The organism is Aeromonas dhakensis (assembly GCF_002285935.1).
In the GTDB taxonomy this organism is placed as follows: domain Bacteria; phylum Pseudomonadota; class Gammaproteobacteria; order Enterobacterales; family Aeromonadaceae; genus Aeromonas; species Aeromonas dhakensis.
Map to the genome: position 1 here is coordinate 2,099,129 of NZ_CP023141.1, position 24,269 is coordinate 2,123,397.

Genomic DNA, 24,269 nt, shown 5'->3' on the forward strand with positions numbered 1-24,269 from the left:
TGGCGGTATACTGAAACCGCTGCAAGGATGGCAGCGCTGGACACGGAGGTTGTGATGGAGATTAACGAGATCCGGCCGGGAATGACCTGTCTGACCCGGGAAGGAACCGCCTATGTGCTGGAAGTGGACAAGCAGAGTCTGCTGGTGCTGTTGCAACGGGAGTACGAAACCATCCCGGTGCAGGTGCGCAGCGACGAGATCCTGGCCCCCATCACCCGGTGAGGCGGGCCGCCATCGTCAGAAGGGCAGGAGAAACAGCAGCTCGGCGAGGTCGGGCTGCCACTGCCACTCCTTCATCCTGACCCGCCCGCCAATCACGGGCACCCCCTCCTCCTGCAGCAATCCCGCCTGTCTGTCAAAGCCTGCCGACCCCTTGGGCAGCGATATGGTGCCCGCCGCGCCCAGCACCCTGTGCCAGGGCAGCACCTTGTCGGTCTCCCGCAGCACCTTGCCTACCAGCCTGGCCCGGCCGGGCAGCCCCGCCAGATCCGCCACCTGGCCATAGCTCACCACGCGACCGGCCGGGATCAGGGCCAGGATCGCCTCGATGCGGGCCACCTTGTTCAGCGGGGCAGGGGTCGATTCCGTTCTCATGAAGTTGACTCGTCAAAAACAACAGAAGCGCCATTGTGGCGCTTCTGTCGGGTGACTGGCAAATGTGTCAGCCGAAGGTCTGGCTGAGCCCCTTGAGCTGCCTGGCCCGCTCCAGCAGCTCCTGACTGGAGTCGTCGACCTCCTGCATCTTCTGGCTGTTGGCGTGGGAGTACTCGGAGATCTGGTGGATGCTGCGGCTGATATCCTCCACCACCGTCTGCTGCTGCTCGGCGGCGGCGGCGATCTGGGTGGAGAACTCGGTCACCAGCTCGATCTCCTGCAGCACGGTATGCAGGCTGCTGGAGCCCTGACGGGTCATCTCGGCGCACTCGCGGGTCTGCTGCAGGTTCTCCTGCATCATCCCCTTCCAGCGGCCCAGGGTGTGCTGGATCTGCTGGATGCTGCCCTGGATCTGCTCGGTCGCCTTGTGGGTGCGGGTCGATAGAGTGCGCACCTCGTCCGCCACCACCGCAAAGCCGCGCCCCTGCTCGCCAGCCCGGGCCGCCTCGATGGCGGCGTTGAGCGCCAGCAGGTTGGTCTGGTCGGCGATGCCCTGGATCTCTCCCATCACGCTGCCGATCCGCTCCGACTCGCTGGCGAGCTCCACCGCCGAGTTGAAGGCGAGCTCCGCCTGTCTGGCGAGCTGCTCGATGCGCTGCTCGGTCTGGGCCAGCTGCTTGTCCGTGTGCTGGCAGCGGCTGCGGGCTTCGCTCACCTGGCCGTTGGAGTCCTGGATGTTGCGGGCAATCTCGTGGGCCGTGCTGGCCATCTGGGTCATGGCAGCGGCCATCTGCTGGGTCTGGGCATCCTGCTCGTTGATGTCGAGGCAGGCCTGATGGGAGGCCTGTTTCAGGTTGCTGGCCAGGGCCTGCAGCGGGTTGGTCGCATCGTTGACCCGGCCCAGCACGGTGCGGATGCGGGCCTGCAGCATCTTGATGTGAAAATCGGCGATGGCGCCGGGGCCGTCACCTGAGTAGACCAGTCGGGTCAGGCTGTCGTATTCGCGGCCCAGCTGCTGCAGATAGAGCGGCAGGGCGAAGAGCTCGCGCCAGTAGGCGCCGCCGATGAGCAGCAGGGGCAACAGCATCAGCAGGGCTGTCGTCGGACCCTGGCTGCTGGCGGCCCAGCCCACCAGGCCGAGCAGCAGCAGGGCGATGGCCGGTGCGCGCACCCGGGCGAGGGAGGGGAGGCGGCTGCCGGTACCGCGCTCGGCCTTGAGCAGGGCCTGGTAGGCCTGGCCGGCGATGCGCTTGAGCTGGGGATCCGGCTTGCAGCGCACCGACTGATAGCCGCTGATCCGGTTGCCCTCGTAGATGGGGGTCACATAGGCGTCGACCCAGTAGTAGCGGCCATCCTTGCAGCGGTTCTTCACCATGCCACGCCAGGGCTTGCCCTCCTTGAGGCGGGCCCAGAGATCGGCGAAGGCCGCCTTGGGCATGTCTGGGTGGCGCACCAGGTTGTGGTTGTGGCCGACCAGCTCGTCGACCGAGTAGCCGGCGATGCGGCAGAAGGCGGGGTTGGCGTAGGTGATCACCCCGCGCAGATCCGTGGTGGAGACCAGTTGTTCGTCGGCAGGAAACTCCACTTCGCTGTCCAGGGTATGGACGTCTCTGCGGGCCATAGGAATACGCTCCGATGTTCTTGTTGATAACTTTGTCGTTGTTATTGTGGCAGATCTGGAGATGGCCGCAGGCTCGTGCCAGCAGGCGGCAGACCGGCTTCATAGGGGGCTGAATTTTGCCAACAATGGCGGATGAATGGTAGGGGCAAGTTGATGTTTTGTTGGTTAATCGTAAAAAAAAAGGCGGCCATCAGGCCGCCAAGGAAAAAAGATAACACTACCTCTGCGGTACCCGGTAACGCACCTGGAGCTGGTCGAGGATCTGCAGCTGGCCCGGCAGACGGGCGGCGAAGTGCTCCCACCCCTTGCGGGCGGGGGCACTCCAGGCCACCTCGGCGGTCGCCAGCATGCGCGGGAACAACATATAGTCGAGACGATCGCGAGAGGTGATCAGTTCCGACCATAAGGGGCTCAGCACCCCCAGGATGTTATCGTTGGCATGGAAATCGGCTGGGGCCGGGTCGCACGCGTAGACCTGCGCCAGATTGAGGGTGCCCGCCCAGTAGAGGCCGGGTTCCTGGATGTCCTGACTCCAGGCGAGATCCAGATAGAGGTGCTGGGCCGGCGCCATCACCACCGGATAACCCGCAGCGGCCGCGTCTAGCCCGGCCTGGAAACTGGTCCAGGCGAAGATGGTGGCGTCCCGGCTCACCTTGTCACCGTGCAAAATCTCCTCCCAGCCCAGCATCCGCTTGCCCTTGCCGGTCAGGTACTGCTGGCAGTGGCGCAGCAGGTGGCCCTGCAGCTCGCGACAATCCTGATAGCCCTGCTGCTTCATCAGTTGCTGGCAGGCGGGGCTGTCGGTCCAGACCCCGCTGGGCACCTCGTCCCCCCCCATGTGCACCAGCGGCCCCGGGAACAGCTCGCACACCTCGTCCATCACGGCTTCCAGGAATTGATAGGTGCCGGGCAGCGCCGGGTTGAGCACGTTGTCGTCAAAATATTGCACCGACAGGTAGCGGGAGCGGTCGGCCTCCTCCACCAGCAGTTCGGGCAGCGCCTTGATGGCGGCGTGGCAGTGACCGGGAATGTCAATTTCCGGAATGATGGTGATGCCGAGCCCGCTGGCATAGGCCACCAGCTCGCGCACCTCGCTCTGGGTGTAGTAACCGCCGTAGGGCTCCGGGCCGCCGCTCAGCTGGGGCCCGACGGCCAGGCCGTGGCCGCGCCAGGCGGCCAGCTCGGTCAGCTGGGGGAAGGCCTTGATCTCGAGCCGCCACCCCTCGTCATCGGTCAGGTGCCAGTGGAAGCGATTGAACTTGTAGAGGCTCATCAGCCTGAGCAGGCGCTTGAGGGTGGCGAGGGAGTGAAAGTGGCGGGCACAGTCGAGAAAGATGCCGCGAAATCCGAAGCGCGGCGCGTCGCTGAGTTCGATGCAGGGCAGGCTCTCGCCGTGCTGCAGATACCACTGGGCCAGGCTGACGAGGCCATGGCGCCAACCTGCCTCGCCGCCGGCGGCAATCACTATCTCCTCCGGGGTGATGGTGAGCCGGTAGGCCTCCTGGCCCAGACCGCTTTCAACCAGCCGGATCTCGGCGTCGTGATCCTGCGCCAGCGCGAGCCCGGTCAGCTCGTTGAAGTGGGCCAGCAGCGGGCCGAGCAGGGGGCTCGGGCCGCTGACGTGGGCGCGCTCCGCCAGCCGGAAGTTGCCTTCCAGCAGCAACAAGCGATCCGGCTGGGGCACGATGCCGGCGAGGGGCTCCACCTCGGGCAGATCCGGCGCCGCAGTGGCGGATTGTGGCAGGCCCAGCTCCTCGCCGGTCAGCTCCACCGGCATCAGCTGGGGGCCGCTGCTGGCCCGGGGCAGGCTCAGGAAGAAGCCGCGCGGCATGTCGGAGAGGCGCTTGATGGGGGTGCTGCGACAGCAGAAGCGCAGCTCGCTGGCCCCCGTTTGCGGGATCAAGACCTTGTAGCTGCCGCTCTGGCGCTCCAGCTCCCCTCCCTCTACCGAGCCGGGGTCGATGTGACGGGCCAGGCAGAAGTGGAGCTTCCAGGGGGCATCTGGCAGCTGGCTCAGGCTGAAACGAAACCAGACGTCGTCACCATCGCGTCGGTCGACCTGGGTGTGGATCAGGGGTGCGGACATGAAAACTCCTTCGGTTGCACGAGCAGGGGGCCGGCCGCCCTGGTGAAGGCGGCTGGCGATGGTTGAGGGGAGGGCGTGCCGGTGCTGGCCCGGTACGCCCGGTTCAGGAGTGCAGGCATGGCAGCGCCTCCGTCTTGGCAAACAGGATGGCCCCTTCCAGCGCGTCGGCAGCGGGGCTGACCAGCGGCAGGTGCGCCAGACGGGGGGCGAGGCGCATGCCGATGCCGCCGAGCAGGGCAATCCGGTCGGCGCCCAGCTGGCGCATCCCTTCCAGCAGGGTGACCAGCTGCTGGCAGGTCTCCTCCAGCAGCTGGCAGGCGAGCTCGTCGCCGTCGCTGGCGGCATCGAACACCCAGGGGGCGAAGCGGCCGTAGTCGGCGGGGATGGCGCGGGCGGCCCAGCGTACCACCTCGGCCTGATCCCGCTTGAAGTGATCGAGCAAGCGGATGGCCAGGGTGCTGGGGGGCAGGATGCCGTCGTGGCAGAGCAGGGATTGCTGGATGGCGCGCAGCCCCAGCCAGGCGCCGCTGCCCAGATCCGAGATGGGAAAGCCGCGGCCGGAGCAGGTGTGCAGCTGGCCGTGGCGATAGATGAGCCCGGCCGAGCCGGTGCCGGCGATGAGGATGGCCCCCTCCTCGCCGCCAAAGGCGCCCAGGCAGGCACCGAAGGCGTCGGAGGTGAGCCGCACGCTCGCAAAGGGGAAGGGCATGGTCAGCATGGCGTGATAGCAGTCGGCCAGCTCGGCGGAGGCGAGCGCCAGCCCGACCCCCATCCGTTGCTGGGCATCCTCAGCCAGTCCGGCCTCGAGACGGGCCTGCTCGATGGCGGCCAGCACGTTGCCGTGGGCGATCTCGATGCCGAGCTCCAGATTGGAGCCGGCGGCGCGCCCCTCGCCGAGCAGCTTGCCGGCCCGATCCCGAATGCGGGCACGGGTGTGGGTGCCGCCGCCATCCACCCCGACCCAGTACTCAATCATGACGGCCTCCCTGGTCATTTGGAGCACTCAGGGCATTTTGCCAGCTGATGGCCGGGGCAAACCAGGCGGAATGTATGGAGGATCCACGGCTCTCCCCACTGCCAATGATGTTCGAGTCTCTTTCAATCATGGGAGCCTCCGAGGGCGCTCTGCCAGCTGATGGCCAGGGCAAACCAGGCGGCGTGCGGGATCCACTGCTCCCCCCAGCGCCAGTTCTGATCCAGCCGATCCTTGTACGCCACTGGAATGAATGCGATCTCCGCCTCGTCATCGAAGCCGGCGGTGATGCCGTTGCAGATCCCCCCCAGCGCGTTGGGATAACCGGCAGTGTAGGCGGGATTGTTGCTGCCGTGACCCGCCAGCATGCAGGCGTTGAAGGGGTTTTGCCCCAGGATCCAGTCGAGCTGGTGTTGGCCGAAGGTGCGCAGCAAGTGGCTCTGGTGCGGCAGCTGGGCCGCGGCGGCAAACGCCATGGCCGCCAGCGAGGCGAGGCGAGCGTTCTCCCCCTGCCACCAGTAGCCCGACTCGTTGTGATGGGGCATAAAGAAGCTGACGCGGGGCGCTTCGCCAACCCCTTTCACATACTGGCGGGCGAGGGCAAACGGGTTGCCGGGCCGGGCGCAGAGCGTCAGCTCGGCGGCCAGCGCCTGCTCGATCACCCGCTGCACCGCGCTCTTGCGCTCCCAGTCCGGCTCGATTTCCACGTATTCCAGCAGGGCCAGCACCGGCAGGCCCGCCTCGGCGGCGTGGTAGTAGGGGCGCGCGCCATCGTCGTTGGCGGCCCAATAGTGGCCGAGCTCAGGGTGAGGGCGCTGGCGGGCGCAGAGCTTGTCGGCCCGCACTCTGGCCTCTGCCAGCCACTCTGGGCCCAGGGTGCGGGTCAGCTCGACCGCCGCCAGCAGGGCGCAGTAGTCGTCGATGATGTTTTCGACCCCGTCGTCCAGATAGGCCAGGTTGTGCTCACGCAGGTGCAGGTAGCCGCGGCGGGCCGCCTCGGCGTAGAGGCTGGCATCAAAGTCGCCGCCGATGCTCTCGCGGGCGGCGCGGGCCAGGGCGGCGATGGCCATGCCGCCCCCTTGCCGAAAACCGGCCTGCCAGTTGGCGGACTTGAGCCCCTGCTGGGTGGCGTAGGCGCACAGCTCGCGCTGCTTGGGATCCTTGCTCCACTTGTCGAACAGGGTCATGTAGAAGAAGCCCGACTCATCCTGCATCCGGCAGAGAAAATCGGCGCCGTGCAGCGCCTCGTCGTTGAGCCGCTTGCAGAGGTTGACCCCGTCGATGTCGCGGCGCGGGGCCAAGAGCTCGCGGCACTTGAGCAGGGCCCAGACCACCATGGGGGTCTGCTGGGGGTTGAGGTAGTTGGCGTAGGATAGGTGGCTCAGGTATTTGCTCATGTCGCCGCTGGCATCGAACCAGCCGCCGTGCACGTCCCGGCGCAGGTCGGTGCCAAACAGACGGGCGCTGCGGTCGGCCCGATCGAAGGCGCCGCTGGCGCGCTGTCCCTTGAAGTAGTGGATGACGTCGGAGAGGCAGCGTCTGGCCAGCAGATCGGGGCCGATGGCAAAGCGGGTAGAGCGGACAATGCCTTGGGCGGTGATCGCCTCCAGCCGATAGTGGCCGGGCTCTTGGAATGCCGAGAAGTCGGCGCGCCAGTAAGCGCGGCCCTGCCAGCCGGGGACGCTGCCGGCCGCTTGCAGCGGGGTTTCAAACAGGATCTGGCCATCATCCTGGCGTTGCAGCCTGACATAGCCGCCGAGATCATGGGCGGGGGGGGCTTGCAGCAGGGCGATCTTCTCCCCGTCGCACGGGTAACCCACCTGATTGATCAAGAGTTCCATCGAGGTATTACTCCTGTGGTTCACCGACAGACGGTGAGGCACATCACGGGGCTATGGCCGCCCCGTATCGAGGCATGGCCGGACACTGCTGTCCGGCCGGTTCAAGGCTCACCCTCACTCGTAGAGGTAGCAGCGCACGAAGTGGTTGTCGGCAAGCTTGCTGACGGGGGGCAGGGTCTCCTTGCAGCGCGGCATCGCCTGATTGCAGCGCCCGGCGAAGGGGCAACCGCAGGATTCCGGTGTCCAGAGCGGGATCTCCCCCTTGCGGCCGCCTTCCAGTTCGGCGTGGATGCTCTTCTCGGGGTCGGGCACCGCCGAGATGAGCAGCTGGGTGTAGGGGTGCTGGGGGTGATGCAGGATCTCGTCCACCTCGCCCCACTCCACCATGTGCCCGACGTACATCACCGCCAGATCTTCGGCCACGTAGCGGGCGGTGGCGATGTCGTGGGTGATGTAGAGCATGGAGACCCCGAGTTCGTCCTTCATCTGCTCCATCAGGTTGAGGATGCCGATGCGAATGGAGACGTCGAGCATGGAGGTGGGCTCGTCCGCCAGCACCACTTCGGCCTCCACCGCCAGGTTGCGGGCGATGTTGACCCGCTGGCGCTGGCCGCCGGAGAGCTGGTGCGGGTACTTGGCCGCGGTGGCCTTGGCGGGGGTGAGCCCCACCTTCTCCAGCAGGCCATAGACCATGTCGGGCAGGTCACGCTTGTCGATCACCTTGCTGTGCAGCAGCAGGGGGCGGGCGATGTGGTGGTAGATGGTGTGGGTCGGGTTCAGCGAACCGAACGGATCTTGCCACACCATTTGCACGCTCTGACGGTAGTCGAGCAGGGCGGTGCCCTTGTTGAACTCCTCCAGGTCGCGGCCGCGATAGAGGATGCGACCACCAGAGAGCTTGTACATCTTGGCGATGATCTTGGCGATGGTGCTCTTGCCGGAGCCGGACTCCCCCACCACCGCCAGGGCGCGGCCCCGGTGCAGGTTGAAGGTGATGTCGGACAGCGCCCGCATCTTGCCGCTCTTGATGGCGTTGGAGTTGACGGGGAAGTCCTTGTAGAGGTGCTGGACTTCGATGATGGGGGCGTCGGTTTGGGCGATTTGCATGACAGACATCCTTAACAGCCAGCGGCCTTGTCCAGATAGATCAGGGGATCTTGTTGCTCATCCTGCGCCTCATAGAGGTGGCAGGCGGTTTGTTGGCCGGGGCGGATCTCGGCGAGCTTGGTGTACTGCTGGCGGCAGCGCTCGTGCACCCGGTTGCAGCGGGCCTGAAAGCGGCAGCCCACCGGCACCTCCAGCAGGTTGAGCGGGGTGCCCGGGATCCCCTCCAGCACCTTCTTCGGCCCGTGCAGAGGCGGGAATGAGTTGCCGAGCCCCCTGGTATAGGGGTGCAGCGGCGCGGTCAGGATCGCCTTGGCCGGCGCCACCTCCACCAGTTCACCGGCGTACATGATGCCGATGCGATCGCAGAACTCCACCATCAAGGAGAGGTCGTGGGTGATGAAGAGGATGGAGAAGTTGAACTTCTCTTTGAGCGCATAGACCTTCTGCAGGATCTCCCGCTGCACCACCACGTCGAGCGCCGTGGTCGGCTCGTCCATGATCAGGAGTTCGGGGTTGAGCGCCATGGCGATGGCGATCACCAGCCGCTGGCGCATGCCGCCAGAGAACTGGTGCGGGTAATCCTTGAGCCGGCTCGGGTGGATGTCGACGATGGCGAGCAGCTCCTGGGCGCGCTTGATCGCCTCATAGCGGGTGAGCCCCGGGTTGTGGGCCAGCAGCACGTCGCAGAACTGCTCCTCCATGCGCAGCACGGGGTTGAGCGCGTTCATGGCGGACTGGAACACCACCGACACCTGCTGCCAGCGGTAGCTGCGCAGCCGCTCATCGCCGTAGTGGAGGATGTTCTCCCCCTTGAACAGGATCTCGCCGCCGCTGATGTAGGCGGGCGGCTTGTGCAGCCGCGCCACCGAGAAGGCGACGGTGGACTTGCCGCAGCCCGACTCGCCGGCCAGGCCGAACACTTCACCGGGGGCGATGTCGAAGCTGACCGAGTTGACGGCGCGCACGTCGCCGTTCTCGGTGATGTAGTCGACGCAGAGGTTGCGTATCGACAGCAGGGGTTGTTGCGATCTCATGCTGTCTTCTCCTGTACGGCCGGTACCGGCGTGGTGACGGGGGCGGCGAGTTTCTTCCAGCGATTGAGCCCCTTGTGGGAGCGCAGCTGCGGGTTGGCGATTTCGTCGATGGCAAAGTTGAGCAGGGCCAGACCGGCACCGAGCGTTGCGATGGCGAAGCAGGGGGCCAGGATCTCCCACCAGGCGCCGACCAGGATGGCGCTCGAGGTCTGGGCGTTGTAGAGCATGATGCCCCAGCTCACGACGGTGGGGTCGCCAAGGCCCAGGAACTCCAGGGTCGCCTCGGTGACGATGGCGTAGATGATGGAGCCGATGAAGCTCACGCCGATGATGGAGATGAGGTTCGGCAATATCTCCACCAGGATGATGCGCCAGGCCGGCTCGCCCAGCACCTCGGCGGCGATGACGAACTCTTTCTCCCGCAGCGCCAGGGTCTGGGCGCGGATGACCCGCGCGCCATAGGCCCAGGAGGTAAAGCCTATGATGAGGGCGATGACCGCCGGTGACGCCTCCCCGATGAAGCTGGCCAGCACCAGCAATAGAGGGAGGTTGGGGATCACCAGCACCACGTTCATCAGGAAGGTGAGGCACTCGTCCACCAGGCCGCCGAAGTAGCCGGCGGTGATGCCGATGGCGACGGCGAGGGCGCACACCAGCAGGCCCGCGCTGAAGCCCACCATCAGGGAGATGCGGGCGCCGTGGGTGAACTGGGCCCAGATGTCGTGGCCCATGCGGGTGGTGCCCATCACGAACTCGGTGCTGGGGGGCTGGTGGGGGCGCGCCACCCGCTTGGTCGGTTCGTTGCCGGCCAGAATGGGGGCGAACAGGGCCATCAGCACGAAGCTGACCACGATGAAGAGGCCGCAGGCGGCCTTCTTGTTGCCCAGCAGGATTTTCAGAATAGTCGGCATGCGCATCTTATTTGCCTCCGGTACGCAGACGGGGATCCAGGAAGACGTAGAGCACGTCGGCCAGGAAGTTGAAGCTGAGCATGGTGATGGTCATGATGAGCAGCTGCCCCTGAATGAGCGGGTAGTCGCGGGCCAGAATGCCCTGATAGAGGGTCAGGCCCAGGCCGGGATAATTGAAGATCACCTCGGTGATGAGGGATCCGCCGATGACGAAACCGAGCGCCATGGAGAGGGCGGTGACGCTCGGCAGGATGGCGTTGCGGGCGCCGTAGTTGAAGATCACCCGGTTGCTGGAGAGCCCCTTGGCCTTGGCCATGGTGATGTAGTCCTCGCCCAGCAGGTTGATCATGTTGTTGCGCATGGTGATGAGAAAGCCCCCCACCTGCACCATGGCCAGGGTGCCCACCGGCATGATGGCGTGGGTCAGGATGCTCTTGATGTGCTCCCAGCCCCAGTCGGGGGTGATCTCCGGGCTGTAGGCGTAGCCGATGGGCAGCCACTCCAGGCTCACCCCGAACAGGAAGAGCGCCAGCAGCGAGATGACCACAGGCGGAATGGCCTGCATCACCAGAGTGAGCGGGGAGAGGATGCTGTCGAGGCGACCGCCCCGGTGCCAGGCGGCGAAGATGCCGACGATGGAACCGATGGAGAAGCTCAGAATGGTGGAGGTGCCCACCAGGAACAGGGTCCAGCCGATGGCGCGGCCGAGCACGTCGGCGACCGGTTGGGGGTAGTAGCGCACCGAGGTGCCGAGATCCCAGGTGAAGACGCTCTTCACATAGGTGAGAAACTGGGTGCCGATGGGGCCGTCCACGAAACCGAAGGTGGCCTTGAGGGCCTCCAGCGCGGCGGGTTCCATCATGGCGCCGGCCCGGGCAAACATGACGGAGACGGGGTCCCCCGGCATGGCTCTGGGCAGCAGGAAGTTGATGGTGGTGGCCACCAGAAAGGCGACCAGATAGAAGGAAAAGCGTCTCAGTATGAATCCCATGATGATACCTTTTACTGCTGGTCCGCCCCGCGCCGGGCATAGTTACCCCAACCCCGGCAGAGCCGGGAGATAAGGGGAATGGGCGGGGAAGAGGGCCCCCCGCAGGGGGCCGGGATTGATTAGCTGTTCGGCTTGAGTGACAACACGTGCAGCAGACGCTCCGGGGTGTCCGGGTGAACCTGCGGCTTGGCGACCGGGTTGTCGGCACTGAACCAGCCGTGGAAACGCTTGGTGCTGTATTCGTACCAGGTCGGGTTGTTGAATACCGGGATGATGGTCTGGTTGGCACCGACCCTGTCCTGGATCTCGAACATGATCTCCTTCTGCTTGGCGGCATCGGCGGTCTGGGTGAAGTCGTCGATCAACTTGTCCAGCGACGGGTCCTTGTAGCGGGGCGCCGCGAAGCGGTTGCCGCGCTCACCCATGTTGCGGGAGTGGAAGGCGGTCTCGAAGTACTTGTGCGGGTTGGCACCGGCAAAGTAACCCTGCAGGGCGACGTCGAAGTCACCGGTGATCAGGTTTTCGGTCCAGACGGTGGCTTCCGGGGTGGCGGTCTTGGCGTTCAGGCCCAGTGCCTGCAGCCCTTCCACGCCGATCTGGGCGGTGTTGACCCAGTCGGTCCAGCCGTTTGGTACCAGTACCTTGAACTCGATCTTCTGGCAGGTGGGGGTGTCGAGGAACTTGTCGCCGTCACAGTCCTTGTAGCCGGCCTGTTTCAGCAGGGCCTTGGCCCCTTCCAGATCGAACTTGTTGTACTTGCCGTACTTCTTGTCCACTTCCGGGTTGTTCCAGGAGTCGAACGCCTTGCCCAGACCTGACGGGTACTCGTTGACGGTCGGGTAACCGTAGCCCGCGATGTCCACCATGGACTGGCGGTCCATCGCCATGGAGAAGGCGCGGCGGAAGTTGACGTCGTTGAAGGCTTCGTGGTTGCCCGGTTTCTTGGCCTGGAAGTTGACGTTGAACGCCACGGTACCGGAGGCCGGGAACCAGTATTTGTTGTTCTTCGGATCGTTGCCGACGTAGAGGCGCTCGATGTCCGGCACGAAGGATCCGAACCAGTCCACGTCACCCTTCATCACCGCGGCCAGTACCTGGTCGTTGGTGGCCATCTGCGGCATGCGCAGGCAGTCGATGGAGAGGTTGGCGTTGTCCCAGTAGTGTGGGTTGCGGCACTGGGTGTAGAGCTGGGCGGAGAAGTTGTCCACTTCGGTGAAGGGACCGGTGCCGACCGGCTTGTCGTTGGTGAAGGCGACCGGGTCTTTCACCGATTTCCACTGATGCTCAGGCACGATGGGCACCAGCACCAGGTCGTTCACCACGTTGGTGTTGACGTCGGTCAGGTCGAACTTGATCTTGTTGGGAGCCAGCTTCTCGACGCTCTTGATCTGGGTCCAGATTGAGCGCTCGTCCAGCGCCTTGTTGGCCTTGACCAGATTGAAGGAGAAGAGGACGTCATCGGCGGTAAAGGGCTGACCGTCCGACCACTTCACTCCGTCACGCAGATCGAAGGTGACGGACTTGAGGTCCTTGCTGAACTCGAAGTGGGTGGCCAGACGATAGACGGGCTTGCCGCCCTGCATATCGTTGAAGATCACCAGGGGTTCATAGATAAAGTGACGGGTGGTGTGCAGCAGGCCCGCCTGCAGGAAGGGGTTGAAGTTCTTGACCCACGCGGTTTCCTGTTGTGCGACCAGAGTCAGCACCGTCTTGTTGTCCGCCGCCATGGCGTTGCCGGCAGCGCCGGCAAGCATCATGGTGCCCAGCATTACAGCAGTAGAGATTTTGGATACTTTGGCAAGCATATTATTTCCTTTCTTATTTATATTCCTTGTTTGGATTTGAGCACCGACTTCGCATGCTGGGGAGGTCGGCCCTCAATGTTGGTCAGGTTTTTCACCCTTGTAGTTGTGTCATCCAACGTCCCTAGCAAAGCAGAGTTAACAGGAAAACAACAACTGTTCAGATCGTCGATATCGTAAAAATCGGCGCCATCACGTCAATTTCGTCAAAATGGCTTTTAACTCAATTTAAATCATGAAGTTATGTTAATTGCTCTGACGTAATAAGTCCCCGTCAGTCTGCCCCTCATGACAATTGTGTGAATTGGATCGGCTCTCGTTTTGACGTGGTGAGCGGGCTTAATTCTGCACAAAAAAAAACCGCCCCGCCAAGTGTGAGCCAGGGCCCAGATTGGAGATGGGGGCGGGGTGGGGATACGCTAGCTCTTGCGGGTGGCGAGCTGGCGCAGGGTCTGGGCGCTGTGGTGCAGTTGCTGGCGCTGGGCCTCGTTGAGCGGGCTGTGGTTGAGCACGTATTCGGCGGTGGCGACCACCGTCTTCCAGCGCGGCGACTTGGGCAGGGTGTCCAGGCTCAGGTACTTGTCGAGGGTGCGGGTCTGCGGGCTGGAGCGGTCCATGTAGACCCGCCACAGCTTGCTCTTCTCGGCCAGCACTATCTTGCCCTTGCCGGTGCTCTGCTGCCAGGCATCCAGGGTGAGCCGCATGGTGTCCACCAGGGCGCGGCGCAATGGCTCGTCATCCTGCTGGCGGATGAGATCGTCGGCGAGCGAGCGGAACTCCCCGCCCAGCCGGCTCAGCTCGCCCAGCAGCTGGCCATCCTCGATGATGGCCTGGCGTGACAGGCTCTTGAGGGCGTTCTCCAGCGCCATCACCCGGTTTTCGTCGGGCCGCGACTCTGTGCTGAGGGCCAGCGCATAGGCGGCCTGCCCCCCCAGACTGATGGGCAGGGCGCGGGCGTTGAACTCGTCTCTCTGACCCGCCACCAGAAACGCCAGCGACTGCTCCTGGCCGGCCTGCAGCCCGGGCCACTGGCTGGCCAGCGGGCTGGCCAGCCAGTCGTCCAGCGGCTGCCCCTCCATGGCTTCCGGCTCCTGGCCCAGCAGGCGGGCCAGCACCCGGGAGGCGAACAGCACCGTGCCCTGACTATCGATGAACACCATGGGGTCGGCCCCCTCGCCGAGCAGGGCCAGCAGCCGCTGCTGATCCTGATGCAGCTGATCCTGCAGCACCAGCCGGTGCTCTATCTCCTGTTTGAGCAAGCGGTTCTCCACCAGAGAGGCGCGCCCGGCGCTCGCCTCCAGCAGGGCCCTGACCCGGGCGAACAGCTCCTCCTTGCAGAAGGGTTTCACCAGATAGTCGTTGGCGCCGGCGTTGAAACCCTCCTCGATATCCTTGGGCTGGTTGAGGGCGGTGAGCAGCAGCACCGGCAGCTTCTCCTTGGGGTGCTGCTGGCGCAGCCGGCGGCAGACGTCGAAGCCGGAGAGGGTCGGCATCATGACGTCCAGCAGGATGAGGTCGACCGGCTCCTGGGCCAGCTTGGCCAGCGCGTCGTGGCCGTCGCTGCTGGGCAGGATGCGATAACCGCAGGGCTGAAGCAGGTGGCGCAGTATGTGCAAATTGATGGGCTCGTCGTCCACCACCAGAATGAGGGGCGCATCCTCGGGCGGTGGGGGGAGGTCATCGCTCTCCCACTCCGGCAGGGCGAGCGGCTGCTGGCGCACCAGCTGATGCTCTATCTGGCGGCTGTCTAGGGTCAGACTGCCGGCCTTGCCGCTGGCGAGCGGCAGGGTGAAGGCGAAGGTGGAGCCGACGCTCGGCTCGCTCTCCACGAACAGCTCGCCCCCCATCAGGTGCACCAGCTGGCGAGTGATGGAGAGGCCGAGGCCGGCCCCCTGCTTGCTCACCTCCGGGCTCATCTGCACCAGCGGCTCGAAGATGTGCTCCAGGTGATCCCTGGCGATGCCGATGCCGGTGTCGGTCACCCGAATGTGCAGGAAGTTGCCCTCCACCAGGGCGCTCAGCACCACCTTGCCCTGTGGCGTGTACTTGATGGCGTTGCCCACCAGGTTGTAGAGCACCTGTTCGAGCCGCTGCTCGTCCGCCAGCACAGGCGGCAGCTCGGCCGGGGTTTTGTCCACCAGGGTGAGCGGTTTGGCCTGCACCAGGTGCTGGCAGAGATCCAGCACCAGCCGGATGACCCCCTTGGAGGAGACAGGCTGGGGGTGGATCTCCAGCTGGCCGTAGCGCATCTGGTGGTAGTCGAGCAGATCGTCCACCAGCCGCGCCAGGCCGTCGGCACTCTTGATGATGAGCCCGAGCTGTTTCTGCTGCCCTTCGGTCAGATCCTGCTGGCTGGCGAGCATGGACTCGGCCATCCCCTTGATGCCGTGGATGGGGGTGCGCAGCTCGTGGGAGGTGTTGGCCAGCAGCTCATCCTTGAGCTTGTCCGCCTGCTGCAGGCTGAGGTTCTGCTTGTGGGTCAGCTTGACCTGCTGCTGCAGCTCCTGGGTCTGCCGCTCGATGAGCTCGATCTTGTCCTTCACCGAGCGCTGCATGTGGCGAAACGCCTGGGCGAGCCGGTCGATGTCGTCATCGGTGCGGGCGATGGCGATGGGGTGATCCAGGGCGCCGTCGGCCACCTGCTCGGCGGCGGCGGTGAGGGAGCGCAGCGGCGCCGTGATGGAGTGGGAGAGCCAGCGGGAGAAGAGGATCAGCAGCAGCAATGAGCCGGCCCCCAGCAGGATCACCAGGGTTTCCAGCTGGCGGATGGGGCGATAGGCCTCGCTGGTGGAGATCTCGGCGATGAAGGCCCACTCGGTGTCGAACACCTTCACCTGGGTGTAGGCGGCCAGCACCTCGTCCTCGTGGTAGGAGCGAAACAGCCCGACCCCCTGCTCGCCGGAGAGCGCCTTGACCACCAGCGGCGTCTGCAGCGGCCGGAAGTTGGGGCTGAAGCTGTTCTCCACGCTGAACTCGGGCGCCAGCCAGGCGTTGGCGCGCATCCGCTTGTCCGGGCCGATGAGGATGGTCTCGCCGGTTGCACCAAGCCCCTCCCGCTCCGCCATGATCTGGTTGAGCTTGTCCGGCAGCAGCTCGAAGATCACCACGCCGCGCACATAGTCGTACTGCATCACGGGGGCGGCCATGTAGGCGACCACCTGGCCGGTCAGTTCGTTGCGGCCAAAATCGGTGAACTCGAAGATCTGTTGCGGCTTCTGGCCGCCGTCGAGGCGCCGCTTGATCTTGGCGAAGGTCTGGCCCAGGCCACTCGATTGGTAGGGGCCGGAGAGCAGGTTGGTGGCGAAGTTGGCACGCTTGGTGACCGAATAGACCACGTCGCCGTTGAGATCGATCAGGAAGATGTCGCTGTAGTTGGACTTGCGCACCATGTCGGCGTAGCCGCGGTGAAAGCGCTGATGCACCCGGCCATACATCTCGTCCGCCAGGATCAGGGCACTGATGGAGGGTTCGATGTCGGGGGTGTTGTCGGGCTTTTGCAGCTGATCCCAGGAGCCCGGCACATAGCGGGCCTGGGCGCGGGCGCGGGCCTCCTGCGGCGTGGTGCCGAGTTTCTCGAAGGCGCCGGTGAAGCCGTAGAAGCGACCGATACTGTTGCCGGCAAAATCCTGCTGGGAAAAGTTGATGATCTGCTGTTTGAGGTTGCCGAAGTAATCTTCCAGCTGGCTCTTCTTGATGTTGCGAACGGAAACCAGATGGTTGGAGGTCTGGGTGGTGAGATCCTTGCCGTGGCTATAGAGGAAAAACAGGGTGACAACCAGGAAGGGCACCATGGCCAGCATAAAAAATGCCAGCATCAGCTGCGGCCTGAGTCCACGAGGCTTGAAGATCCATTTCATCGGGAGATTTTCAATTGAGAATCCGGTTACTAACCGCCGCAAGTCTCTGATTAAAGGCTAATCATTTCAATGACTTTATCTTGAATTCGCCTGCTGGGTCACAGCCTGGCGCGTTTTTTTTGGGCAAGCCGTCTAAACCCTGAGCAAACAGCACGAGAAAGGGCTAAAAGTGAGAAAAAAGGGTTGTGCCTCTGCTCGGGGTACGTATAATGCGCCTCGTTGTCAGGCAACTGGCACACAAGCAGTAATGCGGGAATAGCTCAGTTGGTAGAGCACGACCTTGCCAAGGTCGGGGTCGCGAGTTCGAGTCTCGTTTCCCGCTCCAATTTCTCCATGGCACCAATCATGGATATCACTTTCAAGGCAATGCCTTGTCAGCATGGCGCGTTAGCAAAGCGGTTATGCAGCGGATTGCAAATCCGTTTAGTCCGGTTCGACTCCGGAACGTGCCTCCATCTTCTCCCTGTCTGAATTTTCCGATATCGACCGTTTCGTGCGGCGCTTTGTCTTATTAATATCCCTGCTGCAGCAACAGCTGTTCGCAACCCTGCTGTTGCCACTCCCGCTCCAGATAGCGGTTTACCTGTGTCAGGTCCTGTCCCCGGTACTGAAACTGCACTTCGGCCGAGTGTTCGGTCACATCCATCATCTTCTGTTTCAACTGACCGCACTGCCACAGGCTGACGGTGGGGGCTCCCTTGTAGGCCAGGGTGATGCTGTCGTCCCGGTTGAGCTGCCAGTCCTGCCATTCTGACCAGATCAGCAGGCCCAGGATCCCTATGATCGCCATTTCTGCGGGTTTCATCGCCTTGACTCCATGTTGACTACCAACTCATTAAATCTGGTCAAACACGGCCGCTTTGCCAGCTTTTGTTGCCTGTAAGTTAATGGATGTAACCCAATTTCACTTTGTGGCTTTTCAGGGCGTTTTTTGCAAAAAAATGGGATTCCTGGTGTAGTAATCCTACAAATTGTGGAGTAATCTTTGCTCAGTGGTCTTACCAGTGAGGAGTGCTATCGTGTTTCATCCCTATTCCCTTACTCAGATAATTCTTCGTCGCCTCTATGTGCTGCTGGTGGGTATGCTGGCCTTCCCCGTGATGCTGTTTCGCAGCGACCGGGCCCGTTTCTACAGCTATCTGCACCGGATCTGGAGCAAAACCAGCACCAAACCGGTATGGCTCAAGATGAGCGAGCGCGGCGAGCGGATCTTCTACTGAGGTCCCGGCTTGATGACAAAAGAGACAGCTTCGGCTGTCTCTTTTGCATTTATGGCCCCTGGCCGCGCAAATTGCATTCAACAGGGAGAAATGAGGTCTGTATGGCGCCCTTTGCGCCAGGCTTTGTCCTGCATGATGAGGGCGGGTGGCGCCGCGGTACAATCCGGCCCGCGGGATCCCGGGTAGAGTGGCGACTCATTGATCCGAGGAGCTTTTTATATGTCCGATATTTTCAAGGCCGCCTTCATCTTCGTCGCCCCGGGGGCGGATCCCGCCCGCCACGCCAGCTGGGTCAAGACGGAGAAAGTCCATGTGAAGATGATCGCCGTGCCCGACTACCAGGAAGGCCGTGAACTGCTCGACGAGCTATATCGGGAGGGGATCCGGGCGGTGGAGCTGTGTGCCGGATTTGGTCACCTGGGGGTCGCCGCCATGGTGGAGGTGGCCGCGGGGCGCATGGAGATAGGCGTGGTACGCTTCGATCGCCATCCCTGTCTCGACCATGTCAGCGGTGATACCCTCTTCCTGTCCGCCTCCGAACCGAGCCAGTGAGCAATATCGCCTCCCATCATGATGCAGTGCCGTAAATTTCAGCCCGCTCCCGATCTGGCGCCCTGGCTGGCGCAAGGTTGGGAGTGGCGCCTTTGTCACTCCCAGCCGATGCCTGAGATCTTCCCCGGCACCGGGGCCGAGATCCTGTTCAATCTGGGGGCTTCCCTCACCATCACGATCCTCTCGTCAGCAGATTTGCACCGCACCGTCACCGTGGCCACGGGGGTTGCCGTGTTGCTCTGCCCGCGCCATGCCCGCCTGCGCTTTGCCGCCCATGGCCAGACTCATCTGCTGGGGCTGCGGCTGCGCTCTTCGGCCTGTTTCGATCTGTTTGGCGTGCCGCTCGAGCAGTTGAGCGATCGGGTGCTGTCCCTCGATGAGCTGGGGATTGTCTGCCCCGACCCGCAGTGGTTGATGCAGGAGGGGGCAGGGGCGCTGGGGGCCTGGTTGCGCCAGCAGGTGGCGAGGCGCCCGCCGCGGGATCTTGCGCTGGTGCGGGCGATAGAGCGACTCTATTACGGCACGCCGGCGATTGAGTTGCAGCCGCAACTGGGGATGAGCGCACGCACCTTTCAGCGGCGATTGCGCAACCATCTCGGGGTAGATGCCCGCTATTTTCTGCGTACCGCCCGCTTTCAAAGGGCGCTGCGCCAGCTGCTGTCGGGCGCCCCGTCGCTCGATGCCCTGCTGGAACAGGGCTATTGCGATCAGCCCCATTTCATCAAGAGCTGTCACTTCTTTACCGGGCGCTCGCCCGGGCAACTGCTCACCCCTGAGCACCGGCGCCTCAACCACTACAGCCCGCAGATAAACCGGCCGGCCGGATCGCTCTGACGCCCCCGCCCGCTCGGCGCTTTTCCATGCATCTTGTCTTGCGACCCGCTCGTGCGCGCTGGTGAAAATGTGCCGGCAGACCCGCGTCGGGATGGTAGGGGAGGCGAACCGGTTACCCCGTCACCGTCATGCCATCGTCTCTGTCGCCGTCTTGATGTCAATGCCCAGGGGCCGAGAGCATCCTAAAAACTCCTTTTAAAACAGTATTCTACTAATTGTGTTTTTTATAGATGTGCCGATTTTGCATTTTTTTTGAAATCATTTCGTCGCAGCGCCGGTTCTATGGAAGGCATCCGGTCGCGAATGATCGGGCACACCACACACAATCAGAAGGAACAGAGAATGAACGTTAAAAAGAGCACTGCCATCGCCTCCGCCATGACCGGTCTGCTGGCCCTCGGCGCCCAGTTCATTGCCGCCCCGGCCATGGCTGCCGACGAGAAGGAGAAGTGCTACGGCGTGGTGAAGGCGAGCAAGAACGACTGTGCGACCAAGACCAACTCCTGCGCCGGCACCGCCAAGATGGATGCCCAGGGCGACGCCTTCGTGGTGGTGCCCAAGGGGCTGTGCGAGAAGCTGGCTGGCGGTTCGCTGCAACCCAAGTAAGGCTGGGCGCCACGGTGTTGTGCACCGTGGCCCTCTTTTGATGGCCAACCGCGAGTCTTTGCGATGAACCCCTTGATTGGTATTGGATTGCGAACCCCCCATTACGACGAGATGATGCGTACCCTGCCGGCCGTCGGCTGGCTGGAGGTGCACAGCGAGAATTACTTCGAACGGCACAGCCGGGGTTTTCAGGTATTGAGCGAGCTGGCCCGGCACTATCCGGTCAGCCTGCACGGGGTCGGCATGTCCCTGGGGTCGGCCGATGGACTCGACCTTGCTCACCTTGCCAGCCTCTCGGCCCTGGCCGGCGCCATCAAGCCGGTGCGTATCTCGGAGCACCTCAGCTGGGGCAGCATCGGGGGGCGTCACTTCAACGATCTGCTGCCGGTCCCCTATACCCGGGAGGCTCTGCTCACCATGAGCGACAAGATCATGCAGGTGCAGGATGCACTCGGTTGCCGGCTGCTGATCGAGAACCCCTCTTCTTACCTGCAACTGGCGGGAGAGATGCCGGAGTGGGAGTTTCTGGCCGAGCTGCAACGGCGCAGCGAGTGCGGCATCCTGCTCGATCTCAACAACCTCTACGTCAGTGCCTTCAACCACGGCTTTGCGTGCCGTGACTATCTGGCTGCCATCGACATCGCCACCGTGGGCGAAATTCACCTGGCCGGTTTTACCGACAAGTCCCTGCCGTATGGGCACCTCTATATCGATACCCACAGCGCGCCGGTGAGCGAGCCGGTCTGGGCCCTCTATGCCGAGATCTGCCGCCAGCGCGCCATCCCCACCCTGATCGAGTGGGATCTCGAAATACCGCCGCTCCCCGTGCTGTTGGCGGAGGCTGAGCGTGCGAGCACCCTGCTGGATGCCGCCATGGCCGCCCATCTTGCGTCGGAGGCCGCCCATGTCTGAGCTGGCCCACCGGCAGCAGCAGTTTGCCGAGGGGCTGCTTGGCCAGAGCGAGGCCATCCTGCCCCACGTCCATTCCCGCCTCTTCCCGGCCGATGCCGTACTGCAGGTCTATCGCAACCACTTCATCCTGAGCCTTGGCGAGGTGCTGGCGGGGAGCTACCCGGCGGTCAAGGCCATGGTGGGGGAGGCGTTTTTCGACGCCGCGGCGCGCGGCTTCGTGCTGGCGGAGCCCCTCTGCGAAGGGAGCGTGATGCACTACGGCGCCGGTTTTGGCGACTGGCTTGCCGGGCTGCCCACCACATCCGAACTGCCCTGGCTGGGGGAGCTTGCCCGTTTCGAGTGGGCACTGGAGCGCACCAGCCTGCTGGCCCCCGAGGTGCGCCACTGGCCGGCCGAGCGGGTGGCGGCCCTGCCGCCAGCGGCCTGGCAGACGCTGGTGCTGATCCCGGCCTGTGATCTGCTTCTGTTCGACAGCCTTCGCCCGGTGGAGGCCCTCTGGCAGATGGCTCTGCACCAGGGAGAGGCGGTGCACGATCTGGCGGCCCCCGCCTGGCTTGCCCTCAAGAAACAGCCCGATTGCCGGGTATTGCCGCTGCGCCTGAGCGAGGGGGAGTGGCGCCTGCTGGATGGCTGCCGCCAGGGCATCGCCCTGTCGACCCTGCTGGCGCAAGATCCGCAGGCTGCAGAGTATCTGACCCGCCTCGTCACCCTGGGCCTGCTGGTCGATGTGACCTCAACGCTGGAGTAAATTCGATGACAAACCACAAGTTCCCCCTGATGCAGCAACGGGGACCGGCCGCCCCCTGGTGGCTGAGCGGCGCTCTCTTGCTGCTGGCCAGATGCTGGGTGGCGGCGGTCTTCTTGCGCTCCGGCTGGCTCAAGCTGAGCGCCTGGGACAGCACCCTCTACCTGTTCGAGTTCGAGTATCGGGTGCCCCTGCTGCCCTGGCAGTGGGCAGCCTGGCTGGGGACGGCCACCGAGTTGCTGCTGCCGGTGCTGCTGCTGCTTGGGCTCTTCACCCGACCGGTCGCCGCCCTGCTGTTTGCCTTCAACATCATGGCGGTGCTCTCCTATCCCGCCCTCTGGGCCGGCGGCTTTTACGATCACCAGTTGTGGGGCTGGATGCTGCTGACCCTGGCGGTGTGGGGGGCGGGGCCGCTGGCCCTGGATCAGTGGCGCCTTGTCAGGCGGGGATGAAGCCGCCACACTGGCACTCTCATCAGGCACCCTGCGGGGTGCCTGTTCATTTCATCACAAGGAGGAGAGGCGATGATCATCCGGCAGGCAACGCAGGCAGACATTCCCGCGCTGGTGACCCTGCGCATGGCGCTGTTTTGCGAGGTGGGGGAGCTGAGCGAGCCGTTGGCCGATCTGCCGCTGTGGCAGGCCACCACCACCTATTTCAGCACGGCGCAGGCCGAGGAGAGTGCCCGCTCCTGGGTGGCGGAGGTGGATGGCGAGGTGGTGGCGAGCGCAACCCTGGCGCTCTTCGTGCGCCCGCCCTATCCCGGCAATCTGACGGGGAGGGAGGGCTATCTGCTCAACATGTATACCCTGCCTGCCCATCGCCGGCAGGGACTGGCCGGTGCCCTGCTGGACCAGATGGCGGACTATGCGAGGGGGCAGCAGCTGGGCCGGGTCTGGCTCCATGCCAGCGAAGAGGGGCGGCCCCTCTACGAGCGGATGGGGTTTGTGAGCAACCCCGCCTATCTGGAGTGGCAACCCGGGTGATCCCGCTTGCCGCCCTGCCCGTATCACGCCTGCCAACGGGATACGGGCGCTGCGAACCTCTCCCTGGCTGTGGCAAAATCTCGGCCAAATTCTGATCGAGTCACCATGCTCAACTATGATCAGCCTCAACAGGCTCGTGCCGGTTCACCTTGACGCCGAGTCTTGTGCCCGTTCCCACCTTGTCAGGTCATTACAGAGGTATGACACCCATGTTCAACAACAAGCTGAAGGCGCAACTGCAGGCCTGCCAGGCACAGCTCGCCGAATCACAGGGCTTCGTGGAGGCGGTCAAGGCCGGGATCGCGACCATCATCTTCACCCCGGATGGCGAGATCCTGGAGGCCAATCAGCCATTTCTGAGCCTGATGGGTTACAGCGCCATGGAGCTGCAGGGTCAGCACCACCGGATGTTTTGCAGCCAGGAGCTGGCTCGCTCCGCCGAGTACCAGCAGTTCTGGGCCCAGCTCAAGCAGGGCAGGGTCAAGTCCGGCATCTTCTCGCGCCGCAACAAGCGGGGCGAGGTGGTCTGGCTGGAGGCCAGCTACTTCCCGGTAAAGTCGCAGGGCAGGGTGACCCAGGTGATCAAGATCGCCAGCGACGTCACCGCCGAGCATCAGCAGCTGCTTAACCAGGAGGCGGTCTCCAAGGCGCTCGAACGGTCGCTGGCGATGATCGAGTTCACCCCGAGCGGCGACATCCTCTCGGCCAACGCCAACTTCCTGAGTTGCGTCGGTTACACCCTGAACGAGCTCAAGGGGCGCAATCACCGCATCCTGTGCGATGACGCCTTCTATGAGGAGAACCCCCGCTTCTGGGAAGAGCTGGCCCAGGGACAGTTCAAGTCCGGGCTCTTCCTGCGGCGCAACAGCCATGGCGATGCGATCTGGCTGGAGGCCACCTACAACCCCATTCGCGACGAGAGCGGCAAGGTGAGCCGGGTCATCAAGTTTGCCAGCGACATTACTGATCGTGTCACCAAGAGCCATGCGGTGCGCGATGCCACCCAGGTGGCTCACGCCACGGCGCAGGAGACCCTGCGCTGTGCCGAACAGGGGGCAGAGTTGCTGCGCTCCGTGGTGGAGACCTCGTCGCTCATCAGCGAGCAGGTGGACAAGACCATCCTGCTCATCAACCAGCTCAACGAGCAGTCCAGAAGCATAGAGGCCATCGTCTCCACCATCAGCAGCATCGCCGATCAGACCAATCTGCTGGCTCTCAATGCGGCCATCGAGGCGGCCCGCGCCGGCGATCAGGGGCGCGGTTTTGCAGTGGTGGCCGACGAGGTGCGCCAGCTGGCGGCCCGCACGTCGCTCTCCACCGACGAGATAGCCAAGGTGGTGCAGAAGAACCGCGAGCTGACCGCCAGGGTGACCGACGACATGGCCAGGGTGGCCGGCAGCGCCGAGCTCGGCAAGCAGCAGATCGACAAGGTCAACGAGGTGATGGTGGAGATCCGGCAGGAGGCCAACAACGTCTCGGCAACCGTCTCCAGCCTCTCCATCTAGTCAGCTGGCGGCCCCTCTTGGGATGCGGGCCGCCTTGACCACTATTTCAACGACCTGCACGCAATGTGAGCAGTCGAAATCCCAATCTGAAC

The 24,269-nt window shown here is 63.9% G+C and carries 22 protein-coding genes and 2 tRNA genes; 12 read left to right on the forward strand and 12 right to left on the reverse strand.

Annotated features, from left to right (window positions below; all coding sequences use genetic code 11):
• The first annotated feature begins 54 nt into the window (after positions 1 to 54).
• Positions 55 to 222 (forward strand): hypothetical protein, encoded by a 168-nt coding sequence (locus CK627_RS22830; RefSeq protein ID WP_005303277.1) that lies wholly within the window; start codon positions 55 to 57, stop codon positions 220 to 222.
• 15 nt (positions 223 to 237) lie between these two features.
• On the opposite strand, the gene CK627_RS10250 is transcribed toward CK627_RS22830, so the two are convergent.
• The 11 genes from CK627_RS10250 to CK627_RS10300 all read right to left on the reverse strand — a co-directional run bounded on the left by CK627_RS10250 (position 238) and on the right by CK627_RS10300 (position 16,817).
• A complete protein-coding gene (locus CK627_RS10250) occupies positions 238 to 594 on the reverse strand; it encodes an MGMT family protein (protein ID WP_005303274.1) in 357 nt (118 codons plus the stop codon).
• A 67-nt stretch (positions 595 to 661) separates the two neighbouring features.
• Positions 662 to 2,215 (reverse strand): methyl-accepting chemotaxis protein, encoded by a 1,554-nt coding sequence (locus tag CK627_RS10255; protein ID WP_095592260.1) that lies wholly within the window; start codon positions 2,213 to 2,215, stop codon positions 662 to 664.
• A gap of 217 nt (positions 2,216 to 2,432) precedes the next feature.
• Complete coding sequence (locus CK627_RS10260; protein WP_095592261.1) at positions 2,433 to 4,301, reverse strand: beta-N-acetylhexosaminidase; 1,869 nt, start codon at positions 4,299 to 4,301, stop codon at positions 2,433 to 2,435.
• Between the two features lie 103 nt (positions 4,302 to 4,404).
• The gene (locus CK627_RS10265) at positions 4,405 to 5,277 is read right to left on the reverse strand and encodes a glucosamine kinase nucleotide-binding domain-containing protein (protein WP_095592262.1); all 873 of its coding nucleotides are present in this window, start codon (positions 5,275 to 5,277) and stop codon (positions 4,405 to 4,407) included.
• Positions 5,278 to 5,399: 122 nt separating this feature from the next.
• Positions 5,400 to 7,115: a glycoside hydrolase family 9 protein gene (locus CK627_RS10270; protein ID WP_095592263.1), complete on the reverse strand. Its 1,716-nt coding sequence runs from the start codon at positions 7,113 to 7,115 to the stop codon at positions 5,400 to 5,402.
• 114 nt (positions 7,116 to 7,229) lie between these two features.
• Positions 7,230 to 8,222, reverse strand: a complete 993-nt coding sequence (locus tag CK627_RS10275) for an ABC transporter ATP-binding protein (RefSeq protein ID WP_010633266.1) — start codon at positions 8,220 to 8,222, stop codon at positions 7,230 to 7,232.
• An 11-nt stretch (positions 8,223 to 8,233) separates the two neighbouring features.
• Positions 8,234 to 9,256 (reverse strand): ABC transporter ATP-binding protein, encoded by a 1,023-nt coding sequence (locus CK627_RS10280; protein WP_095592264.1) that lies wholly within the window; start codon positions 9,254 to 9,256, stop codon positions 8,234 to 8,236.
• On the reverse strand, positions 9,253 to 10,173 hold the full coding sequence (locus CK627_RS10285) for an ABC transporter permease (protein ID WP_095592265.1): 921 nt from the start codon (positions 10,171 to 10,173) through the stop codon (positions 9,253 to 9,255). Before CK627_RS10285 ends, CK627_RS10280 begins: the two co-directional genes overlap by 4 nt.
• A 1-nt stretch (position 10,174) precedes the next feature.
• A complete protein-coding gene (locus CK627_RS10290; RefSeq protein ID WP_095592266.1) occupies positions 10,175 to 11,158 on the reverse strand; it encodes an ABC transporter permease in 984 nt (327 codons plus the stop codon).
• Between the two features lie 119 nt (positions 11,159 to 11,277).
• A complete protein-coding gene (locus tag CK627_RS10295; RefSeq protein WP_095592267.1) occupies positions 11,278 to 12,963 on the reverse strand; it encodes an ABC transporter substrate-binding protein in 1,686 nt (561 codons plus the stop codon).
• Between the two features lie 416 nt (positions 12,964 to 13,379).
• On the reverse strand, positions 13,380 to 16,817 hold the full coding sequence (locus CK627_RS10300; protein ID WP_167385313.1) for an ATP-binding protein: 3,438 nt from the start codon (positions 16,815 to 16,817) through the stop codon (positions 13,380 to 13,382).
• Positions 16,818 to 17,066: 249 nt separating this feature from the next.
• Here CK627_RS10300 and CK627_RS10305 point away from each other — a divergent pair.
• Together CK627_RS10305 and CK627_RS10310 are read left to right on the forward strand one after the other, a co-directional pair.
• Positions 17,067 to 17,142: transfer RNA gene (locus tag CK627_RS10305), tRNA-Gly, on the forward strand.
• 56 nt (positions 17,143 to 17,198) lie between these two features.
• Positions 17,199 to 17,272, forward strand: a tRNA-Cys gene (locus tag CK627_RS10310).
• A 56-nt stretch (positions 17,273 to 17,328) separates the two neighbouring features.
• On the opposite strand, the gene CK627_RS10315 is transcribed toward CK627_RS10310, so the two are convergent.
• Complete coding sequence (locus CK627_RS10315; protein ID WP_010633270.1) at positions 17,329 to 17,622, reverse strand: hypothetical protein; 294 nt, start codon at positions 17,620 to 17,622, stop codon at positions 17,329 to 17,331.
• A 214-nt stretch (positions 17,623 to 17,836) separates the two neighbouring features.
• Here CK627_RS10315 and CK627_RS10320 point away from each other — a divergent pair, with 214 nt between their 5' ends.
• The 9 genes from CK627_RS10320 (at position 17,837) to CK627_RS10360 (ending at position 24,177) form a co-directional block, all read left to right on the forward strand.
• Positions 17,837 to 18,037 carry a YbfA family protein gene (locus CK627_RS10320; RefSeq protein WP_005303249.1) on the forward strand — a complete coding sequence of 67 codons (201 nt, stop codon included), beginning with the start codon at positions 17,837 to 17,839 and terminating at the stop codon, positions 18,035 to 18,037.
• Between the two features lie 219 nt (positions 18,038 to 18,256).
• The gene (locus tag CK627_RS10325) at positions 18,257 to 18,589 is read left to right on the forward strand and encodes a DUF6506 family protein (protein WP_043171796.1); all 333 of its coding nucleotides are present in this window, start codon (positions 18,257 to 18,259) and stop codon (positions 18,587 to 18,589) included.
• Positions 18,590 to 18,607: 18 nt separating this feature from the next.
• On the forward strand, positions 18,608 to 19,423 hold the full coding sequence (locus CK627_RS10330; RefSeq protein ID WP_095592269.1) for a helix-turn-helix domain-containing protein: 816 nt from the start codon (positions 18,608 to 18,610) through the stop codon (positions 19,421 to 19,423).
• A gap of 342 nt (positions 19,424 to 19,765) precedes the next feature.
• Positions 19,766 to 20,029: a BufA1 family periplasmic bufferin-type metallophore gene (locus CK627_RS10335; protein WP_005303242.1), complete on the forward strand. Its 264-nt coding sequence runs from the start codon at positions 19,766 to 19,768 to the stop codon at positions 20,027 to 20,029.
• 63 nt (positions 20,030 to 20,092) lie between these two features.
• Positions 20,093 to 20,941, forward strand: a complete 849-nt coding sequence (bufB, locus tag CK627_RS10340) for an MNIO family bufferin maturase (RefSeq protein WP_095592270.1) — start codon at positions 20,093 to 20,095, stop codon at positions 20,939 to 20,941.
• Positions 20,934 to 21,689, forward strand: coding sequence for an HvfC/BufC N-terminal domain-containing protein (locus CK627_RS10345; RefSeq protein ID WP_095592271.1), 756 nt, complete (start codon positions 20,934 to 20,936; stop codon positions 21,687 to 21,689). Before bufB ends, CK627_RS10345 begins: the two co-directional genes overlap by 8 nt.
• A gap of 5 nt (positions 21,690 to 21,694) precedes the next feature.
• Complete coding sequence (locus CK627_RS10350; protein WP_017781950.1) at positions 21,695 to 22,138, forward strand: DoxX family protein; 444 nt, start codon at positions 21,695 to 21,697, stop codon at positions 22,136 to 22,138.
• Between the two features lie 72 nt (positions 22,139 to 22,210).
• Positions 22,211 to 22,672 (forward strand): GNAT family N-acetyltransferase, encoded by a 462-nt coding sequence (locus tag CK627_RS10355; RefSeq protein WP_017781951.1) that lies wholly within the window; start codon positions 22,211 to 22,213, stop codon positions 22,670 to 22,672.
• 209 nt (positions 22,673 to 22,881) lie between these two features.
• A complete protein-coding gene (locus CK627_RS10360) occupies positions 22,882 to 24,177 on the forward strand; it encodes a methyl-accepting chemotaxis protein (RefSeq protein WP_017781952.1) in 1,296 nt (431 codons plus the stop codon).
• Positions 24,178 to 24,269 lie beyond the last annotated feature (92 nt).